General features: G+C 66.3%; 14 protein-coding genes and 1 pseudogene. 2 read left to right on the plus strand and 13 right to left on the minus strand.

Annotated features, from left to right (window positions below; genetic code table 11):
- Positions 1 to 2 precede the first annotated feature (2 nt).
- The 8 genes from rbbA to QX132_RS12030 all read right to left on the minus strand — a co-directional run bounded on the left by rbbA (position 3) and on the right by QX132_RS12030 (position 9,404).
- Positions 3 to 2,762, minus strand: a complete 2,760-nt coding sequence (gene rbbA, locus QX132_RS11995; protein ID WP_316161266.1) for a ribosome-associated ATPase/putative transporter RbbA — start codon at positions 2,760 to 2,762, stop codon at positions 3 to 5.
- Complete coding sequence (locus QX132_RS12000; protein WP_315735477.1) at positions 2,759 to 3,859, minus strand: HlyD family secretion protein; 1,101 nt, start codon at positions 3,857 to 3,859, stop codon at positions 2,759 to 2,761. The genes rbbA and QX132_RS12000 overlap by 4 nt, the downstream gene beginning before the upstream one ends.
- Positions 3,860 to 4,015: 156 nt before the next feature.
- On the minus strand, positions 4,016 to 5,959 hold the full coding sequence (locus QX132_RS12005) for a tetratricopeptide repeat protein (RefSeq protein WP_316161268.1): 1,944 nt from the start codon (positions 5,957 to 5,959) through the stop codon (positions 4,016 to 4,018).
- A gap of 69 nt (positions 5,960 to 6,028) precedes the next feature.
- A complete protein-coding gene (locus QX132_RS12010; protein WP_315735481.1) occupies positions 6,029 to 6,772 on the minus strand; it encodes a di-trans,poly-cis-decaprenylcistransferase in 744 nt (247 codons plus the stop codon).
- A 36-nt stretch (positions 6,773 to 6,808) separates the two neighbouring features.
- Complete coding sequence (locus tag QX132_RS12015) at positions 6,809 to 7,189, minus strand: transcriptional regulator (protein WP_315735483.1); 381 nt, start codon at positions 7,187 to 7,189, stop codon at positions 6,809 to 6,811.
- Entirely contained in the window at positions 7,176 to 7,793 is a 618-nt protein-coding gene (locus tag QX132_RS12020) for a hypothetical protein (RefSeq protein ID WP_315735485.1), read from the minus strand. The genes QX132_RS12015 and QX132_RS12020 overlap by 14 nt, the downstream gene beginning before the upstream one ends.
- 141 nt (positions 7,794 to 7,934) lie before the next feature.
- Positions 7,935 to 8,228: a DUF3551 domain-containing protein gene (locus tag QX132_RS12025; RefSeq protein ID WP_315735488.1), complete on the minus strand. Its 294-nt coding sequence runs from the start codon at positions 8,226 to 8,228 to the stop codon at positions 7,935 to 7,937.
- 201 nt (positions 8,229 to 8,429) lie between these two features.
- A complete protein-coding gene (locus QX132_RS12030; protein WP_315773292.1) occupies positions 8,430 to 9,404 on the minus strand; it encodes a tripartite tricarboxylate transporter substrate binding protein in 975 nt (324 codons plus the stop codon).
- 111 nt (positions 9,405 to 9,515) lie between these two features.
- Here QX132_RS12030 and QX132_RS12035 point away from each other — a divergent pair, with 111 nt between their 5' ends.
- Positions 9,516 to 9,926, plus strand: a complete 411-nt coding sequence (locus QX132_RS12035; RefSeq protein WP_315775782.1) for a VOC family protein — start codon at positions 9,516 to 9,518, stop codon at positions 9,924 to 9,926.
- An 18-nt stretch (positions 9,927 to 9,944) separates the two neighbouring features.
- Here the strand turns inward: QX132_RS12035 and QX132_RS12040 are convergent, their stop codons facing one another.
- Together QX132_RS12040 and QX132_RS12045 are read right to left on the minus strand one after the other, a co-directional pair.
- Entirely contained in the window at positions 9,945 to 11,273 is a 1,329-nt protein-coding gene (locus tag QX132_RS12040; RefSeq protein WP_316161271.1) for a DUF2330 domain-containing protein, read from the minus strand.
- On the minus strand, positions 11,270 to 12,094 hold the full coding sequence (locus QX132_RS12045) for an RnfABCDGE type electron transport complex subunit D (protein ID WP_316161273.1): 825 nt from the start codon (positions 12,092 to 12,094) through the stop codon (positions 11,270 to 11,272). The genes QX132_RS12040 and QX132_RS12045 overlap by 4 nt, the downstream gene beginning before the upstream one ends.
- A 155-nt stretch (positions 12,095 to 12,249) precedes the next feature.
- Between QX132_RS12045 and QX132_RS12050 the strand changes: the two genes are divergently transcribed.
- Positions 12,250 to 13,824, plus strand: a complete 1,575-nt coding sequence (locus QX132_RS12050) for an AMP-binding protein (protein WP_316161275.1) — start codon at positions 12,250 to 12,252, stop codon at positions 13,822 to 13,824.
- Between the two features lie 22 nt (positions 13,825 to 13,846).
- Here QX132_RS12050 and QX132_RS12055 read toward each other — a convergent pair whose 3' ends face one another.
- The 3 genes and pseudogenes from QX132_RS12055 to QX132_RS12065 form a co-directional block, all read right to left on the minus strand.
- Positions 13,847 to 14,956 carry an HD-GYP domain-containing protein gene (locus QX132_RS12055; RefSeq protein ID WP_315735500.1) on the minus strand — a complete coding sequence of 370 codons (1,110 nt, stop codon included), beginning with the start codon at positions 14,954 to 14,956 and terminating at the stop codon, positions 13,847 to 13,849.
- Between the two features lie 218 nt (positions 14,957 to 15,174).
- A pseudogene (locus QX132_RS12060) lies at positions 15,175 to 17,456 on the minus strand (molybdopterin cofactor-binding domain-containing protein).
- Entirely contained in the window at positions 17,453 to 17,941 is a 489-nt protein-coding gene (locus QX132_RS12065; protein WP_315735504.1) for a (2Fe-2S)-binding protein, read from the minus strand. The pseudogene QX132_RS12060 and the gene QX132_RS12065 overlap by 4 nt, the downstream one beginning before the upstream one ends.
- Between the last annotated feature and the right edge of the window lie 21 nt (positions 17,942 to 17,962).

Genomic DNA, 17,962 nt, shown 5'->3' on the forward strand with positions numbered 1-17,962 from the left:
GCTCACGCCTCCTGCTTCGGCAGCATCGCCAGGCTGAACCCCGTCAGGACGGGAATGAAGATCAAAAGGATCAGGATGTCGGCGCCGACATCGGCAAAGCCCAGCCCCTTGGTGAAGGTGCCGACCGCGATCGGGCGGTAGTACGTCATCGGGAAGACCATGCCGATCAGCTTGGCCACACCGGACAGCGACGACACCGGGACCAGCATGCCCGAGAACTGCGTGGCGGGCAGCACGGTGAGGATGGCGGTCCCGAACAGAGCCGCAATCTGAGTGCGGCAGAAGGTCGAGATCAGCATGCCGAAGCCGGTGGTGGTGACGACATAGACGAACGTACCGACCATCAGCGGCAGAAGGGCCCCCTTGAGGGGCACGCGGAACAGGACCGTCGCCATCACATACATCAGCACGAAGTTCACCAGCGCAACGGCGATGTAAGGCAGCTGCTTGCCGAGCAGGAATTCGAGCCGCGTCACCGGCGTGACATAGAGATTGGTGATCGACCCCAGCTCCTTTTCGCGCACGACCGCGAGCGCCATCAGGATGGCCGGAAACAGCGCGAGCAGCAGCGCGATCGTGCTTGGGGCCATCGCGTAGATGCTGTCGAAGGATTGGTTGTATTTGAACCTGATCTCGACATTGACCGACGAGGCCGGCAACGGCTGCGTCGTCTTGACGGCGGGATCGGAGAGATAGAGCTGATGCGTGCCCTCGAGATATCCGCGAATGGTTTCGGCGCGGAACGGCATCGCGCCGTCGATCCAGGCCGACACGAAGGCCGGCCGGCCGCGCTTGATGTCGACACCGAAGTTCGGCGGGATTTCGATCGAGGCCTTGATGTCGCCGCTCTTCATCCGCCGTTCGAGCTCGGCATAGCCCGCGAGCGGTGGCCTTTCGACGAAATAGCGCGAGCCTCTGAGCTCCGACAGATAGGCACGGCTCTCCGGCGACTGATCGCGATCGAGCGCGGCGAAGGTCAGGTTGTTGACGTCCGTGGAGATGCCGAAGCCGATCACGATCATCAGGAACGCCGTTCCGAACAGCGCGAACATCAGCCGGATCGGGTCTCGGATCAGCTCGAGACCTTCGCGGATCGTATAGGCGAGCAGCCGCCGCAGACTGAGGGCGGCCTGCCCCCGGTCGTCCTGCGGCCGATCGACGAGACGCGGATCGGGCTTCGCCTGGGTCAGCGTGACCGGCGGATCGGCGACGCCGGCATCCTGCTCGAGGAAGGCGATGAACGCCTGCTCCAGCGTCTGCGCGCCCTTGGCGCGGATCAGCCCGTCCGGCGTATCGGTCGCCAGCACCCGCCCCTCATGCATCAGCGACAGCCGGTCGCACCGCGCCGCCTCGTTCATGAAATGCGTGGAGACGAAGATCGTCATCTCATCCTGACGCGAAAGTTCGATCAGCAGGCGCCAGAACTGATTGCGCGCGACCGGATCGACGCCCGACGTCGGCTCGTCCAGGATCAGCAGATCGGGTCCGTGGACGATCGCCACCGCGAGCGACAGGCGCTGGCGGATGCCGAGCGGAAGATCGGCCGCGAGGCTGTCGATATGGTCGGTGAGGTCGCAGCGCTCGACCAGTTCGGCAATCCGCTTCCCGGCAGCGGCCAGCGGCAGATGGAACAGCCGCGCATGCAGCACCAGGTTCTGCCGCACCGTGAGCTCGCCATAGAGCGAGAAGGCCTGTGACATGTAGCCGACGCGGCTGCGCGATTCATGATTGCCGGCCTCCATGGAGCGGCCGAAGATCAGCGCCTCGCCTTCGGTGGGCGGCAGCAGCCCCGTCAGCATCTTCATCGTCGTGGTCTTGCCGCAGCCGTTCGAGCCGACGAAGCCGAAGATCTCGCCCTTGCGGATCTGGAAATTCACGCGGTCGACCGCGGTGAAATCGCCGAAGCGGCAGGTCAGGTCGCGCGCGACGATCACGGTCTCGTGGCTGCCGTCGAGCTCGGACTTCGCCGGCATCTCGGCCCGGTCGCGCGCCGGGCGGTCGGGCAGCAGCGCGACGAACGCGTCCTCGATCGACGCCGCCTTGGTCTGCGCCTTGAGCTCCGCCGGCGTGCCGGTCGCGAGGATGCGCCCGTCGTTCATCGCGATCAGCCAGTCGAAACGCTCGGCCTCCTCCATATAGGCGGTAGCGACGATGACGCTCATGTCCGCCGTGCTGCGCGCGCGCAAGCGGTCGATCAGGTCCCAGAATTGCCGGCGCGACAGCGGATCGACGCCGGTGGTCGGCTCGTCAAGGATGAGAAGATCGGGATCATGGATCAGCGAGCAGCACAGGCCGAGCTTCTGCTTCATGCCGCCGGACAGCTTTTTCGCCGGCCGGTCGGCGAAATCGGACAGCGCCGTCGCTTCCATCAGCTCGGCGATGCGCCACTCGCGCTCGGATCTCGACTGGCCGAACAGGCGGGCAAAGAACGCGATGTTCTCGCGCACGCTGAGATCGGGATAGAGATTCTTGCCGAGGCCCTGCGGCATGTAGGCGATCCGCGGACATACCTGGGTGCGGGCGCGCCGGTCCGCCATGTCGACGCCGAGCACGCGCGCTTGGCCGTCCTGGATCGCGCGCGCGCCGGCCAGGATCGACAGCAGCGACGACTTGCCGACGCCATCGGGACCGATGAGCCCGACAACGCGGCCGGCGGGAATATCGATCGAGACATCGTCGAGCACGACGACGTCTCGATAGCGCTGCGAGACGTTCCTGACGATCGCGACCGGAGGCGCATCGCCGATCGTGTCAGCCGTCATGGCGACACTTGCAGACGCGCCGGCCATGCGACGTCCGGATTCCACCGGACATACGCCACGCCCGGCAACCCGCTCCTCACGGCATCGGCGTGCGCGGCCAATCTGTCCTGATCGACGCGCACACGGATGCGAAACATCAGCTTGTCGCGCTCGCTCCGGGTCTCGACCGTCTTCGGCGTGAACTGCGCTTGGCTCGCCACGAACGACACTTTCGCCGGGATCGGACGATCCGGATAGGCGTCGAGCACGATGCGCGCCTCGGTGCCGATCTTGACCTTGCCGACCTCCTCGGTCGGCAGGAACACGTCCATGTAGACATAACCGATGTCGAGCATGGTGAAGATCTTACCTCCGACGGCGAGGACTTCGCCGACGTTGGCGAGACGATATTGAATGCGGCCGGGCTTCGGCGCGATCAGGGAGTTGTCGGCGATCTGGACGGTGTAGAGCGCGACGTCGTGACGAACCGCTTCGAGCGCGCGTTCGGCTTCGAAAATTCGCGCCTGCGCGCCGGCGAGGCCGGCGGTGGCATTGTCGAGCGCCTGCTGACGCTGATCGGCCAGCTCGCGTGTGGTCCAGCCGTTCTGCAGCAGGCTGCGCGTGCGCTCCATCTCCTGCTCGGCGAGCGTCTTGTGCGCCTGCAATTGCGCGAGATTGGCGCGGGCCTGATCGACGACGTGCTGCGCCTGCTCGGCCTGGGCCTGCGCCTTCGACAGCGACTGCTGCAGCTCCTTCGTGTCCATCCGCGCCACGATCTGCCCGGCCTCGACGCGATCACCGATATCGGCGCGCAGCTCGGCGACGCGCCCGGCAAATTTGGTCGCGATGTCGATCTGGTCAGCCTCGATGCGACCGTTGCTGACGCTGATGCCGAGCGGCAGCGGCGGATGCAGCCGCTGCCACCAGACATAACCGCCACCGCCGGCGACTCCGCCGGCGAGCACGAGCAGCAGAAGCGGCCACAACGCCCACCTGCGCCGCGGCTGATGGGACACGGGAACAGGCACCGCCGACGCGGGAACGACAGCGCCGGGCTCAGCACGCACGTCCTGAACGGGCCGGATGTCGCTGACGAGCTCGGATTCCTGCTGATTCATTCCAAAAACGCCTTCGTCGCTGAAGCAGGCGTTCCGTTTGCCATACGCACGCAGAAATCCGTTGACGCAGCTCAATCGCCATCAGGCGGCACGCGCCGGCGGCTCAGCCAGCCAATCACATTTCAGTTATGGCGTTGGTTGATGCTCAAGCGTTCATCAGGGGCTGAACGTCGCGAGCTGTGCGGCGAGCGCCTCGCGAACGCGCGCGACGACGTCGGCATAGTCACGTCGCGCATCCTGGCGGAACAGCCGCACGCTCGGATACCACGGACTGTCGTCACGGCCGAGCAGCCAGCGATAGTCCGGCGTGAAGGGCAGCATGATCCAGGTCGGCTTGCCCAGCGCGCCGGCCAGATGCGCCACGCTGGTATCGACGGTGATGACGAGGTCGAGATTATCGATCAGCGCCGCTGTATCGACGAAGTCACGGATGTCAGCGGTGAGATCGAGAATGTCGTCACGCGCGGCGAGTGCGGCCTTGTCGGACGGCCGAGGCTCCTTCTGCAGACTGACGAACCGCGCGCCGATCTCGAACAGCGGCGCGAGCGTCGGCAACGGCATCGAACGGTTGTGATCGTTGAGATGCGCGGGGTTGCCGGACCAGACCAGGCCCACCCGCAAGCGGTCATGCGGACCAAGTCGCTGTTCCCAGATCGCCCGGCGCGCCTCGGGAGGGCGCGGCAGATAGCACGGCGCGGCAGGGATCGTGTCGAGCCGAGTGTCAAACGCGAGCGGCAGGCTCGACAGCGGACAGTGATAGTCGATGGCAGGCAACGCATCGATGCCGCGGGCACGACACTGCGCCACGCCATCCAGGCCGGACAGAAGCGGCTGCAGCGGCGCGTCGACCTCGAGCACGACGCGCGCGCCCTGCGCGGCCACCATTGTGGCGTAGCGCGAAAACTGGATCGTGTCGCCGAGCCCCTCGTCGCTATGGAGCAGGATCGTCTTGCCGGCGAGGGGCGCATCCGCAAGCCACAGCGGCGCCTCGAAGGTGCGCTCGACGAAGCCGACGGCGCGACATTTTCGTCCCCATTCGCGCGCCGCCCAGCCACGGGCGAAGTCGCCGGTCAACAGCCGGAACAGCGCCGCGTTCCAGTGCGCATCGGCCAGATCAGGCTTCAACGCGACGGCGCGATCGAAGCTTTCGAACGCCTCTGCGAAGCGATGCAGCTCGGCCAGCGACGTGCCGCGATGATTGTGGAAATCCGCGGTCTGCGGCCGGAGCGCGATCGCCTTGTCGAACATGGCGACGGCGTCATCATGACGGCCGAGGTTCTGCAGGATGCATCCATAGCCATTGGCGAAGTCGGGATTGTCAGGCGCCAGCACCTGCGCGCGATGGCCGAGAGTCTCGGCTTCCTGGTAGCGGCGCAGCCGCCGCAGCGCGATGCCCTTCAGGTACAGCACGCCCGCCTGATCCGGCATCACCGCCAGCGACTGCCCGAAGCGCGAGATGGCCTGCTCGTAGTGGCCAGCATCGAAATGAAGCGCTCCGGCCTTGTTGGCCGCCTCGACATGATCTGGCTTGAGCTGTGCCATCTGATCGAAGGCCAGCGCCGCCTCGTCACGCCGGCCCTGGGCTTCGAGCACCTCGCCGAGACGAAACCACGTCGCGGCACGATCGGGCGCGAGCTGCAGCAGCCGATCGCAGGCCAGCGCCGCCTCGGCGTGCCGCTCCCTCAGTTGCAGCAGTTCGCCAAGCGCATCCCAGCTCTCCACCGCATCCGGCTGCAGCTGCAGCGCGCGATCATAGGCCTTGATCGCTTCATCGACGCGGCCGGAGTCCCGCAGCGCCTGCGCCAAGCCGACGAAGGACTCCGCTGCGGAAACGTCCTGCCGAACGGCGCGGGCAAACCACTCGATCGCATCATCGGCGCGCTTGAGCGCCAGGCAGACCCGGCCCATCGCACGTAGCGCGTCGATGGAAGCCGCGTCCAGCGTCAGGGCGCGGCGGCACGCATCCTCGGCCTGCTCGAGCTGTCCGGCGTGCAGCAGCCGCAAGGCGGCGGCACACAGCGCATCAGGCGTATCGCTGTGGCCCATCGATCCGGATTTGACCGGGGGCTTGCCGGCGGGCCGGCGCGGCTTGTGCTTCATCAGGGGATCTCTGCGCTCGTGCTGCAAGCGGTAGATGATTCCCCGATGCGCGGAAAGATTGCGTCGGCGTCAGGAGACCGGTGCCGGCGCCAGCGGCACCGCCTCGAGGCCGCCGAAGCGACGCTCGCGGCCGCGGAACGAGGCGAGCGCCTGCGCCAGATCTGCGGCATCGAAATCGGGCCACATCCGCTGGGTGAAATGCAGCTCGGCATAGGCGCCTTCCCAGAGCAGGAAATCGGACAGGCGCTGCTCGCCGGAGGTGCGGATGATCAGGTCGACGTCGCGCAAGCCGGCTTCGCCCGTCACGAGGTCGGAGAACGCCGCACGCGTCAGGCCGTCGATCTCGCGGGCTTTCGTTGCGGCCTCGAGGATCGCGTCGCGCGCCGAGTAGTCGACGGCGATGCGCAGGTGCAGGGTGCTGCCATTGCGGGTTGCCGCTTCGGCCCGGCCGATGGCGTCGGCGATGCCGCCGGGCAGTCGGTCGCGGCGGCCGATCACCGTGAGGCGGACGCCGTTGCGCACCAGCGACTCCACCTCGCTGGCGAGATAGACCCGCAACAGCGCCATCAAGGCGGCGACCTCGGCCCGCGGGCGTCGCCAATTGTCGCTGGAGAACGCATACAGCGTCAGCGTCCCGATGCCCTGGTCGGGCGCGGCTTCGACGACGCGACGGATCGCCTCGACGCCCGCCTCGTGCCCGCGCAGCCGCGACAGGCCCTTGCGCGTCGCCCAGCGGCCGTTGCCGTCCATGATGATGCCGACATGCAGGCCATCCGACACAGCAGGCGATTTCGGTTGCAGACTACTTTGCATTGCAAAGCTCCAGGTCAAAAAAATGCGATGCGCGATTCAGACGCGGCCGGGGATCAGGCCGACCGACGATGGCGTATGCTCCTTGCCGGCAGCGGCCGCAGCGTCGCGGACGAGGCGCTCGAGCACGGCGAGATAATCGAGGAAGCGGCGGCGTCCCGCCTTGGTCAGCCGACAAGTGGTGTGAGGGCGATTGCCCTCATAGCCCTTGGTGACCTCGACGAGGCCGGCCTCCTGCAGCACCTGCAGATGCCGCGACAGATTGCCGTCGGTCAGTCCGCAGAGCTGCTTGAGGTCGGCAAAAGCGAGACCCTTGGGGTGCGCCATCAGCGAGGTGAGCAGGCCGAGCCGGGCCTTCTCGTGGATGACGCGATCGAGGCCGTCATAGGAGAACGGCGCGCTGCCGTCAGTCTTCGACATCAGACTCTCCGGTCGCAAAATACAGAATGCCCGCCATCAGCCCCTGTCCGATCGCGAACGGAAGCCCCATCGTCCATGGCGACAGCGCATGCGTGGCGCTGCCCACCAGCAGCACCGCGAAGCCGGCCAGAAAATAGAACGCGCCGGCCAGCGCCACCGTGCGCGGCAGCGAGCGCACCGACGCGAACACGCCGAGCGACATCAGGATCTGCCACAGACCCGGCAGCATCCACAGCGCCTCCGGCGCGAACTTCCACAAGAGCACCGCGAGCAGCACGCCAGCGATGCCCGCCGGCAGGAACTGCTCGACCGCCTGGTGGATCATCGCGTCCGCAAGGCCGGAATGATGCCGGCGCGACCGCGCCCGCATCTCGAACCATATCATCGTCAGCGAGACACAGGCTGCCGCCGCCCATCCGAGCAGGAACGTCCACGCGTCCGCCGTCGGGTCGCGCAGAAACAGCTGCTGAAGCAGTGCCGTGACCAGCGCAACGGCCGAGGTCGCGGCCATCGTCGCCGGCCCGTAGCCGCGAAATGCCGTGCCCGCCGCAAGCTGGCTGCGGATCGCAATGATGTCCGCCAGCGCCTTGTCGAGGTCGCGCATGTCTCACCTGAAGCCGGGACCGGCTCGTTCAACTTTGCAATACAAAGTATATACGAACGCAAAGTCGATGCAAGCCCGCGCGAACCCGGAGCGCGCCTGCGTCAGCCGATCGGCCGCGCGTGCCGAGTTCGGTCGAGGGTGTCAGTAATACGAATAGCGGTGCACGCGGCGCGGCGGCGGCATGTCGACATAGACCGAAGGGCCGCGGCGGGCAGGATCGAACGCGACGCGCGGATTGATGCCACAGCCTGCATTGCGCCCGGAGGCGCTCGCCCGGCACTGCTCGAAGGTGTGATAGGAGCAGTCGCCGGGATAGCCGACGCCCCGGCCCTGCACACACCAGGGATAGTCGTAACCGCCTGCGGAGGCCGGCGCGATACCGCCACCAAGTGCAACGCCGACGAGGCCGGCTGCCATCATCATCACCTTGCGCATGATCTGTTCCTCTTCTGGCCGGAGGGTTGCACCACACCGGCATGGTCAAAAAACGACAAATCGGCGAAACGGATCACCAACCAAGGCAGTGACGTGTCGCATGCGCGGCACGCCGCCTTCAGCCCTCGACTCCCGTCTGGCGGGCCGGCGCCGCATCGAGAACATGTTGCGGCGGCCGACCAGCGATTGCGTCGCTTCGTCCTATTCGACCTTCAGGCCGGCGAACTCGACGACCTTCTTCCACTTCTCGGTCTCGGCGACGATCTGGGCGCCGAACTGCTCCGGCGACTGGATCAGCGGCTCGCCGCCGAGGTCGACCAGACGCGCCTTGATCTCTGGCTCGGCCAGGATGACGTTGACCTGCTTGTTGAGCTTCTCGATGATCTCCTTGGGCGTGTTCTTCGGCGCGCCGATGCCGAACAGCGCGCTCGCCTCGTAGCCGGGCACGGTCTCGGCGACGGCCTGGACGTCCGGCAATTGCGGCGAACGCTGCTGGGTGGTGACGCCGAGCGCCCGCAACGAGCCGGAGCGGATGTGCTGGATGATGGAGGGCATGTTGTCGAAGATGACCTGCACCTGGCCGCCGAGCATGTCGGTGATTGCGGGCGCCGCGCCGCGATAGGGCACGTGCTGCATCTTGGTGCCGGTCATCGCCATGAACATCTCGCCCGACAGATGCACCGAGGTGCCGTTGCCGGACGAGGCCATGTTCACCTTGCCGGGGTTCTCCTTCAGGTAAGCGATGAACTCGGCGACGTTCTTGGCCCCGATGTCCTTGTTGACGGTCATCACGTTGGGGACGCGGTTGAGCGAGGCCACCGGCGCGATATCGCGAACGAAATTGAACTTCAGGTTGGTGTAGAGGCTCGCATTGATGTAGTTGGCCGGATTGACCAGCAGCACGGTGTGGCCGTCGGCCGCCGCGTTCACGACGGCATCGGTGCCGATATTATTGCCGGCGCCCGGCTTGTTCTCGACGATGAACTGCTGACCGAGCGCCTCGGACAGCCGCTGGCCGATCAGCCGCGCCAGGATGTCGGTCGCGCCACCCGGAGGATAACCCACCACGAAGCGGACCGGACGGGTGGGATAGTCGGCCGCGGACGCTTTGCCAACGGCAGCGATGGACGGAACGGCGGAGGCGATCAGACCAAGCGCGGTACGACGTGAAATCATGCGTTTCCTCAGGCATTATCGTTGAGCGGCGGCTAACGAGCCGCCGGGATCGACTGTAACAGAGTGCCGCGATGGCGGCGAGATCGATATCCCATCAGGAGGGAAGAGCCCATGCCGATCAAGGTCGATGCGCTCGATCATCTGGTCATCAATGTCGCCGACGTCGACCGCACGACGGCGTGGTACCAACAGGTGCTGGGCATGACGGTCCAGGTGTTCGATCCCGGACAAGGCAAGGTGAGGCGCACGTCGTTGCTGTTCGGGAACCAGAAGATCAACGTGCGACCGAAGGACGCGGACAAGGTCGACTGGTTCACGGCTGACCATGTAGCGGCCGGCAGCGACGACCTCTGTTTCCTCACCGCCAGCACCCCAGACGAGGTGGTGGCGCATCTCACGGCGCTCGGCATCGCTGTCGAGGAAGGTCCGGTCGCCAAGCAGGGCGCACGCGGCACCCTGCGCTCGGTATATTGCCGCGACCCCGACGGCAGCCTGATCGAGATCTCCTCGTATCAGGATTGAGCCGAGGCCGCCCTGAGGTCATTTCGTCACGGTCTCGCCGCTCTTGTCCATTTTCGCGACGATCTCGCTGCGCGACCATCCGGTCAGTTGCGCGAGATCCGTCGCCTGCGTGGCGAAACGTGCGGCGAGACTGTCCCGGTAGGTCTTCGCCGCGGCACAGGACGCCTCACCCCGCCAGGGGTGATGCTGGACATAGCGGCCCTGGAAATTGCTGCGGTCCTTGGTCTCGGCGAAGACGATGTCCTCGGGGAAGGATTCTGCATCGTAGCGCACGTGCAGCCGGGTCACGAAGGCATTGGCTCCGGCCGCGCCCCGGCGGAGGCTGAAGGCGGTGTCATCGTCGCTGCCGATCCAGCGCGCGCCGAGCTCGACCAGCTCCTTGTTGCTCATCGGATCGGCGGCGCAGGGATCGCACCAGGCCATGTCCCAGGCATATTCGACGAACACCGCCTGCATGTTCTCGCGCGCGACGGCCCGCTCGAACAGCGCCTTGTAGAACGGCCCGAACTCGTCCTTCACATAGAGCGGGACATCGATATCGGATGGGATCTTCACCGTGCGATAATTGGCCGCCTCGATGCGGCCACTCCTGGTGAGCGCATAGATGATCAGGTCCTGCGGTCCCCTGGCGTTGACCGTGCCGAGCCGCAGCGGCACCATGAACTTGGGACTCTGGTACCGCACCTGCAACGGCCGCAGGGTGCCGTTGCCGATGTTCTTCATCCGCTCGACATTGACCTTGGCGACGAAGAACCGCATGCCCTGCCTGATATAGCTGCCGAGCACCGCGTCCGCGCCCTGCGGAATGCGATAATTGTTGTCGGTCAGCCAGCGCGTCAGCCCGTCGCTCTCCTGCGCCGACAGGATCAGCACGTCGTATTCGGCGACGTCGTAGCTGGCCTCGACGGTGACGCCATAGTTCCGCCGGGCCATCTCATAGACAGCGCCTGCCATCATCGGCGCCGCCGGCATGGCCCGCGCCGCAACGACGACCGGCGCGCATGGATCGGCATCATGATATTCGACCAGCCGCGGCGCGGTGTATTTGTCGAGATGGTCGATCGTCTTCGGCTCGACCACGCCGATCTGCTTGCGCTCGATGAAGGTCGGCACGGGGACGACCACCGCGAACTCCTTCACGTCGCCCTCGAAGTCGCTGGCCATCGTGATCGCAGTCTGCTCGCCATCGCGGGCGAGCACGACCTTCGATGACTGGTTGAACAGCTTCGCGTCGGCCTGGGCGACATAGAAGCCGCAGAACGCATTCGCCGGCGCCATCGCCGCGTTCGCCAGGATCGCGATGGCCGCGACGCCGGTGCGGAAGAGCTTGCTGTAACGCAGGATCATGTCGAACCTCCTTCGGGAACGGACGAACGCCAGGAAAAACGGGTCTCGGGCACGAGCCGATCGAGCAGCAGCGTGAGCGGCGACAGCGCGATCAGCGACACGTAGAGCGCCGGCCGCATCTGCAGGACGAAGGTGAGGTAGTGCGCAGCGACCGCAACGCTCAGCGCGAACAGCAGCCGGCCGACGCGCGAGTCCGGCGAGGTGCGCGGGTCGGAGATCATGAAGAAAGTGAAGATCAGCAGCGAGCCGCTCTGCAGCTGATGCACGGGGATCGCCAGGGGATCGCCGAGCCAGGCGGCGCGCAGCAGCAGCAGTGCGGCATGGCTGGCGAAGAAATACACCGCGATATCCACCCGGCGGGATGCACTGAGCACCAGGATCGCGAAGAAGCCAGCCAGGCTTGCGAACCAGATCTCCGTGCCCCATTGGCCGGGCGAGATCCACACGCCCTTGGAGCTGAACAGCAGCACCACGATCGCCAGCCCCGCCGGGTTGAAGACATGCTTGCCGTCGATGCGCAGCACGAATTTCGAGCCGATCGCGATCATTGCCGCCGCCGCATGCAGCCACAGCGCATCGGCGCGCAACAGCAGGCTGAGCGACAGGCCGGTGATCAACGGTGACTTGAGATCGAGCGGCGCGCCGGAGATGCGGCAGCAGACCGCCTGCGTGAGCAGCGCCGCCGCGACCGCGATCACGCTCGCTGCGGGACGCGCGCCGAAATCGATCACGGCGAAATTGATCGCGAGCAGCGTCGCCAATGCCGCGATCTGAAAATAGCGGGCATCGGGCAGCCGCCATGGTCGTGGCTCGGCCTGCATGCAAACCTCCGGGCGTGTTTTGCCGCGCCATTGGTCGCCCGCAAACGGAAACGGGTTCATTCCCGATTTGATTGCGGCGGCGCCAGGTGGCAAGAGATGACGACAAGAACGAAGCGGCCGGAGACGGGCCGCACGCAATAACGACGGGAGCGAAAATGAACGGAACGACGATCGCAGCCGGCACGGTCACGCCGTTCGACGGCATGGACGTGCCGTGGCTGTTGAAGCTGCGCAGCGAAACCCGGCGCGATCATCCGTTCCTGATCTCCGCGCCGTTCGATGCACCGGCACGCCGCTGGACCTATGGCGAGTTTCACGAACGTGTCGGCGCCTTGGCGGCCGGTCTGGTCAAGCGCGGCGTCAAACCTGGCGATGCCGTGCTGATCCATCTCGACAATTGCGTCGAGGCGATGCTTGCCTGGTTTGCCTGCGTCGAGCTGGGCGCGCTCGCCGTCACGACCAACACGCGCTCGGCGGCCGCCGAGATGGGCTATTTCGCCGGCCATTGCCGTGCGGTGGCGGCGATCACCCAGCCGGCCTATGCCGAGATGATCGCGGCGCACTGCCGCGGCATCCGCTGGCTTGCGGTCATCTCGCATGATCCGGGGCAGCCGGACACAGCAGCGGTCGGGGTGGGCGATCGCTTCGAGACGCTGTTTGCCGACAGCGCCGACCGGCCGCGGCGCGCGGTCGATCCGCTCGCGCCGTGCAGCGTACAGTACACGTCGGGCACGACGTCTCGGCCGAAGGCGGTGCTGTGGACGCATGCCAATGCGCTGTGGGGCGCCAAGGTCAACGCCGTGCACGAGGACCTGCACCAGGGCGACGTGCACCAGACCTATTTGCCGCTGTTCCACACCAACGCGCTGGCCTACTCGATGCTGGCAACACTCTGGGTCGGCGCGACCTGCGTGATTCAGCCGCGCTTCTCGGCGAGCCGCTTCTGGAGCGTGGCGCTCGAGCATGGCTGCACCTGGACCTCGACCATCCCGTTCTGCATGAAGGCGCTGCTCGACCAGGAGGTGCCGAAGCATCACAAATTCCGGCTGTGGGGCACCGCGATGTCGGAGCCGACCGCCTTCGCCAAGTTCGGCATCAAGATCATCGGCTGGTGGGGCATGACCGAGACCATCACCCACGGCATCGTCGGCGAGGTCGACCAGCCGAACGCGCCGATGTCGATCGGCCGCGCCGCGCCGGAATACACCATCCGCATCACCGACGATGACGGCCGGCCGACCGAGGTCGGCGCCACCGGCAATCTCGCCATCAAGGGCGTGCCCGGCCTGTCGCTGTTTGCGGAGTATCTCTACAATGAGGAGGCGACGCGGACGAGCTACGATGCCGACGGCTTCTTCCTCACCGGCGACCGCGTCACGCGGCTGGAAAACGGCTTCATCAAGTTCGGCGACCGCACCAAGGACATGCTCAAGGTCGGTGGCGAGAACGTCGCGGCGTCCGAGATCGAGCAGGTGATCATCACCGTGCCCGGCGTGCGCGAGACCGCCGTCGTCGCCAAGAAGCATCCGATGCTGGACGAGGTGCCGGTTGCGTTCGTCATCCCGCAGGCCGGGGTCGCGCGCGAGGAGCTGCCCGAGAAGGTGCTGGCCGCCTGCCGCGCCGGCCTCGCCGACTTCAAGGTGCCGCGCGAGGTGAAGCTGGTCGACGAGATGCCGCGCTCGACCCTGGAGAAGGTCGCAAAGGCCGAGCTGCGCAAGTTGCTGGATTGAACCGAGGTTACGACACGCGGTCCTAATGCGCGCCCATCGCGACCGGGCGAAACGCCTGCAGCAGCTGCTGGTCGAGCTTCGGGCCCATGTTCTCCATGATCTGAAACGCGCGCGCATGCGTGAAGGCCGGTCGATAGGCGCGGTGCTCGATCAGCGCGGCGTAGATGTCGACGATCGTGGTGAGGCGCACGATGTCGCTGATCTGCTCGTTGTGCAGCGCGTCGGGATAGCCGGAGCCGTCGAGGAACTCGTGGTGATGCAGGATCACGTCGAGCATCTCCGGCGGGAAGCCGCCCTGCCGCCACAGCGCCTCGTAGCCGCGGCGCGGATGCTGGCGCAGCAGCGCGATCTCCTCCGCCGTCAGCTTGCCCTGCTTGTCGAGGACGGCGACCGGAATGAACGCCTTGCCGACGTCGTGCAGCAGCGCCGCGCGGACCAGCCGGCGCTGATCGTCGTCGCGCATGCCCAGATGAATCGAGAAGCCGACCGCGAGGCCGGTCACGAACAGGCAATGCCGATAGGTGTCGTTGTGATGGCAGCCGACCACGGTCATCCACTCGCGCAGCGAGGAGTGCTTGATCGCCTTCAGGATCTTGTTCTCGGCCGCGACGATGTCCTCCATCGTCAACTGGACGCCGGCGGGCAGCTTCTCGAAGATCTTGACCATGACGGCCTGCGCCGCCTCGACGCCGCGATTGAGCAGCTTGCCGCGATCGGTCTCGTCATAGCCGTCGTCGGCGGGAAGCGCCGAGCGAATGCGCTGCAGCACGTCGGCGGGGCTGAACGGACGCGCGATGGTGTCGGTGGCGCCCAGCGCCCATGCCTGCATGGTGGCATGGTGCAGCGCCTCGGCGAGCACGAACAGGCGGGGCACCTCGCTATAGGCGCGCGACGAGAGCTTCTTGCGCACCCGCTGCACGCTCTCCGGCGAGCGCAGGTTGATGTCGACGATGACGCCGGAGAAGCGGTTGCCGGGGTTCTCGGGGATCTCGGTGGTCGGCATCATGTCGACATCGCCGACCGAGCGCAGGATGCGCGCCAGCTCGCTGCTCTGGTCACCGCGATCCGACGCGAGCAGGAGATGGCGCCTGGTCGCGGTCTGGGTCACGGTCTGCTTGGCTGTCGCGCTCATACGTGCTCGCCCCCTGCGGTTTGCTGCCCATGCAAGTTACCGGCATACGGGTTCGTCGCGGCTTAAGCCGATCATTCAAGCTGTATCGTTTCAGGTGAGCGAGACGTTAAGGGAATCGTTCAAATCGTGCGGCGCGGGGATGTGACTGCGGCGCAAAAAGCAACCGCCGGAGACGGGCTCCGGCGGTTCCCAGATACAGCGATGGTCTCGCGACGACGCTACGCCTTCATCGCCGCCTTGACCGCTGCGGCGGTGATCGGCAGCGAGCGCAGCCGCGCGCCACAGGCGTTGTAGATGGCGTTGCCGAGCGCCGGCGCGACCACGGTCACCGCGGGCTCGCCGACGCCGGTCGCCTTCTCCCCATTGGCGATCACGGCGATCGCGACCTCCGGCACCTGGCTCATCCTCAGCGGCGTGTAGCTGTCGAAGTTGGTCTGCTCGATGCCGCCGTCCTTCAAGGTCGCCTTCTCGTACATCGCGAGCGACAAGCCCCACAGCGCCGCGCCCTCGACCTGGGCGCGGATGTTGTCGGGATGGACCTGCGTGCCGACGTCGGTCGCCACCGTGAGCTTCTTCACCGTGACCGCCCCCGAAGGGGCAACCGCGACATGGGCGACGCACGCCGTCCAGCTCGCGGTGGCGCGCTCCTGCGACGACACGCAGGACACGCCCATGCCTTCGCCCGGCGGCAGCTTCTTGGCGCCGTAGCCGGACAGGCCCATCGCCGCCAGCAGCGTGTTGCGCAGCCGCTGCGCGCCGCCGTCGTTCTTGCCCTTGCCGTCGAGCAGCGCGATGCGGAACTGCGCCGGGTCCTGCCCCGAGGCCACCGCGATCTCGTCGATCTGCTCTCGACCGCCCAGAACGTCCAACCCGGCGCCACCGAGCGCAATTGCCCGGACGGCGTCGCATTGTGGGCGAGCTCGTTCTTGATCGCGCGCACATGGTGGTTGGGCACCGTGTAGAAGAAGTCGGCGCCGTTGACCGTGAAGGAGTCGAGCGGCCCCTTCTTGTCGACCGAGGGCGACAGGAAGTCGGGGATGCCCCAGCGCGCCGTCGGCCACGCCGAGACGACGTCATGGCTCAGGGCGATGAGCTTGCCATTGCTGTCGAGGCCCGCCTTGACCTTCTGGTAGGTGAGCGGCCGCGAGTAGTCCATCGTCATGTCGTTCTCGCGGGAGTAGATCACCTTGACCGGCTTGCCGACCGCCTTGGCCGCCTGCACCGCCGGCACCATCATGTCGGCATCGAGCCTGCGGCCGAAGCCGCCGCCGAGCCAGGCCTGGTGCATCACGACGTATTTCGGATCGATCCCGGCGGCACCTGCCGCGATCGCGCCGGAGCGGGTCGCGAACTGATTGCCGGAGTAGATGTGCAGGATGTCGCCCTTGAACTCGGCGGTCGCGTTCATCGGCTCCAGCGGCGCATGGATGTTGATGCTGGTGGTGTACTCCGCCTCCAGCACCTTGGCCGCGCCCGACAAAGCCGCCGTGGCATCGCCGTCCTTGACGAAGAACTGCCCGGCGTCGTCCTGCGCCTGCAGCCGCATCGCCTCGGTGATGATGGTGTCGGTGCTGACATTGGCATACGGGCCCTTGTCGTAGCTGATCTTGAGCGCGTCCGCCGCCCTTCTGGCGTTGGCATAGGTATTGGCGACCGCGACCACCCAGCCCGAGGTCGAGCCGGTCTTGTCGTCGAGCGTCACTGCCTTGATGAAGCCCGGCACCTTCTTGGCCTCGGAGTCGTCGACCGCCGTGACCGTCGCGCCGAAGCGCACCGGCGGCGTGACGACCTTGCCGTAGACCATGCCCGGCAGCATCGTATCGATGCCATATTTCGCCGTGCCGTTGGTCTTGGAGGGAATGTCGAGCTGCGGCACCGAGACGCCGATCATCGTGTACTGATCGGGAGTCTTGAGCGTCAGCGCCTTCAACTCGTCGGCTGAGAAGCTCTTGGTGATCTTGCCGCTCTTGACGATCTCGGCATAGGTCATCTGCTTCTTCGATTTCGGATGCATGACAACGCTGTCGCGCACGACGAGCTCCTTTGCCGGCACGCCCATCGCGGTCGCGGCCGCCTCGGTGAGCGCGATGCGGCCGGCGGCGCCGGCGCGGCTCATGGCGTCGAAGTTCATCATCGTGCTCCAGCTGCCGCCGGTGATCTGGGCGCCGAGCACGGGATCGTTGTACTTCGGATCGTTGGAGGCGAGTTGGACCCGCATGTCCTTCCAGGCGGCGCCGAGCTCCTCGCAGACGATCTGCGCCATGGTAGACGCAATGTGCTGGCCCATGTCGGCCTTGCCGCAGGTCACGGTCACGATGCCATCCGGCGCAATCGCGTACCACACGCTGGGCTCGAAGTTCGCAGGTGCCGCGGCTGCGAGTGCGCTGTCGGCGAGGCCGGCATAGCCGAGCACGAGGCCGGAGGCGGCGGTACCGACCAGGAAGGAGCGGCGGCTGAGATCGGGGGTCATCGACGGCGCTGCTTTCACATGCTGGTTCATGTCGCCCTCCGGTCGCTCGTGTTGGACGCGGTGCGCATCTCGGACGCGGCGCGCTGGATCGCCTTCTGGATCCGCGAATAGGTCATGCAGCGGCAGAGATTGCCGTCCATATGCGCGACGATCTCCTCCTTGGTCGGACTCGTGGTCTTGGCGAGCAGCGAGGCTGCCTGCATGATCTGGCCGGACTGGCAGTAGCCGCATTGCGGCACCTGCTCGGCGATCCACGCCTTCTGCAACGGATGATCGCCCTTCTGCGACAGCCCCTCGATGGTGGTGATCTTCTTGTTCGCGACGTCGCCGACCATAGTCTGGCACGAGCGCACGGCCTCGCCGTTGACATGAACGGTGCAGGCTCCGCACAGCCCGGCGCCGCAGCCGAACTTGGTGCCGGTCATCTGCAACTGCTCGCGGATGACCCATAGCAGCGGCGTGTCATGCGCCGCGTCGACGGACATGGTCCGCCCGTTGATGGTGAGATTGGGCATTTGGTTTCTTCCCCGCCCGGC

The sequence above is a fragment of the Bradyrhizobium sp. SZCCHNRI20481 genome, assembly GCF_032485055.1.
Taxonomy (GTDB): domain Bacteria; phylum Pseudomonadota; class Alphaproteobacteria; order Rhizobiales; family Xanthobacteraceae; genus Bradyrhizobium.

Coding starts and splice junctions, on each gene's coding strand:
- QX132_RS12035 (WP_315775782.1), top strand. CDS start 9,516: ATGCCGATCAAGGTCGATGCGCTCGATCATCTGGTCATCAATGTCGCC.
- QX132_RS12005 (WP_316161268.1), bottom strand. CDS start 5,959: ATGAAGCACAAGCCGCGCCGGCCCGCCGGCAAGCCCCCGGTCAAATCC.
- QX132_RS12020 (WP_315735485.1), bottom strand. CDS start 7,793: ATGCGCGACCTCGACAAGGCGCTGGCGGACATCATTGCGATCCGCAGC.
- QX132_RS12030 (WP_315773292.1), bottom strand. CDS start 9,404: ATGATTTCACGTCGTACCGCGCTTGGTCTGATCGCCTCCGCCGTTCCG.
- QX132_RS12015 (WP_315735483.1), bottom strand. CDS start 7,189: ATGTCGAAGACTGACGGCAGCGCGCCGTTCTCCTATGACGGCCTCGAT.
- QX132_RS12010 (WP_315735481.1), bottom strand. CDS start 6,772: ATGCAAAGTAGTCTGCAACCGAAATCGCCTGCTGTGTCGGATGGCCTG.
- QX132_RS12025 (WP_315735488.1), bottom strand. CDS start 8,228: ATGCGCAAGGTGATGATGATGGCAGCCGGCCTCGTCGGCGTTGCACTT.
- QX132_RS12050 (WP_316161275.1), top strand. CDS start 12,250: ATGAACGGAACGACGATCGCAGCCGGCACGGTCACGCCGTTCGACGGC.
- QX132_RS12055 (WP_315735500.1), bottom strand. CDS start 14,956: ATGAGCGCGACAGCCAAGCAGACCGTGACCCAGACCGCGACCAGGCGC.
- QX132_RS12065 (WP_315735504.1), bottom strand. CDS start 17,941: ATGCCCAATCTCACCATCAACGGGCGGACCATGTCCGTCGACGCGGCG.
- rbbA (WP_316161266.1), bottom strand. CDS start 2,762: ATGACGGCTGACACGATCGGCGATGCGCCTCCGGTCGCGATCGTCAGG.
- QX132_RS12045 (WP_316161273.1), bottom strand. CDS start 12,094: ATGCAGGCCGAGCCACGACCATGGCGGCTGCCCGATGCCCGCTATTTT.
- QX132_RS12040 (WP_316161271.1), bottom strand. CDS start 11,273: ATGATCCTGCGTTACAGCAAGCTCTTCCGCACCGGCGTCGCGGCCATC.
- QX132_RS12000 (WP_315735477.1), bottom strand. CDS start 3,859: ATGAATCAGCAGGAATCCGAGCTCGTCAGCGACATCCGGCCCGTTCAG.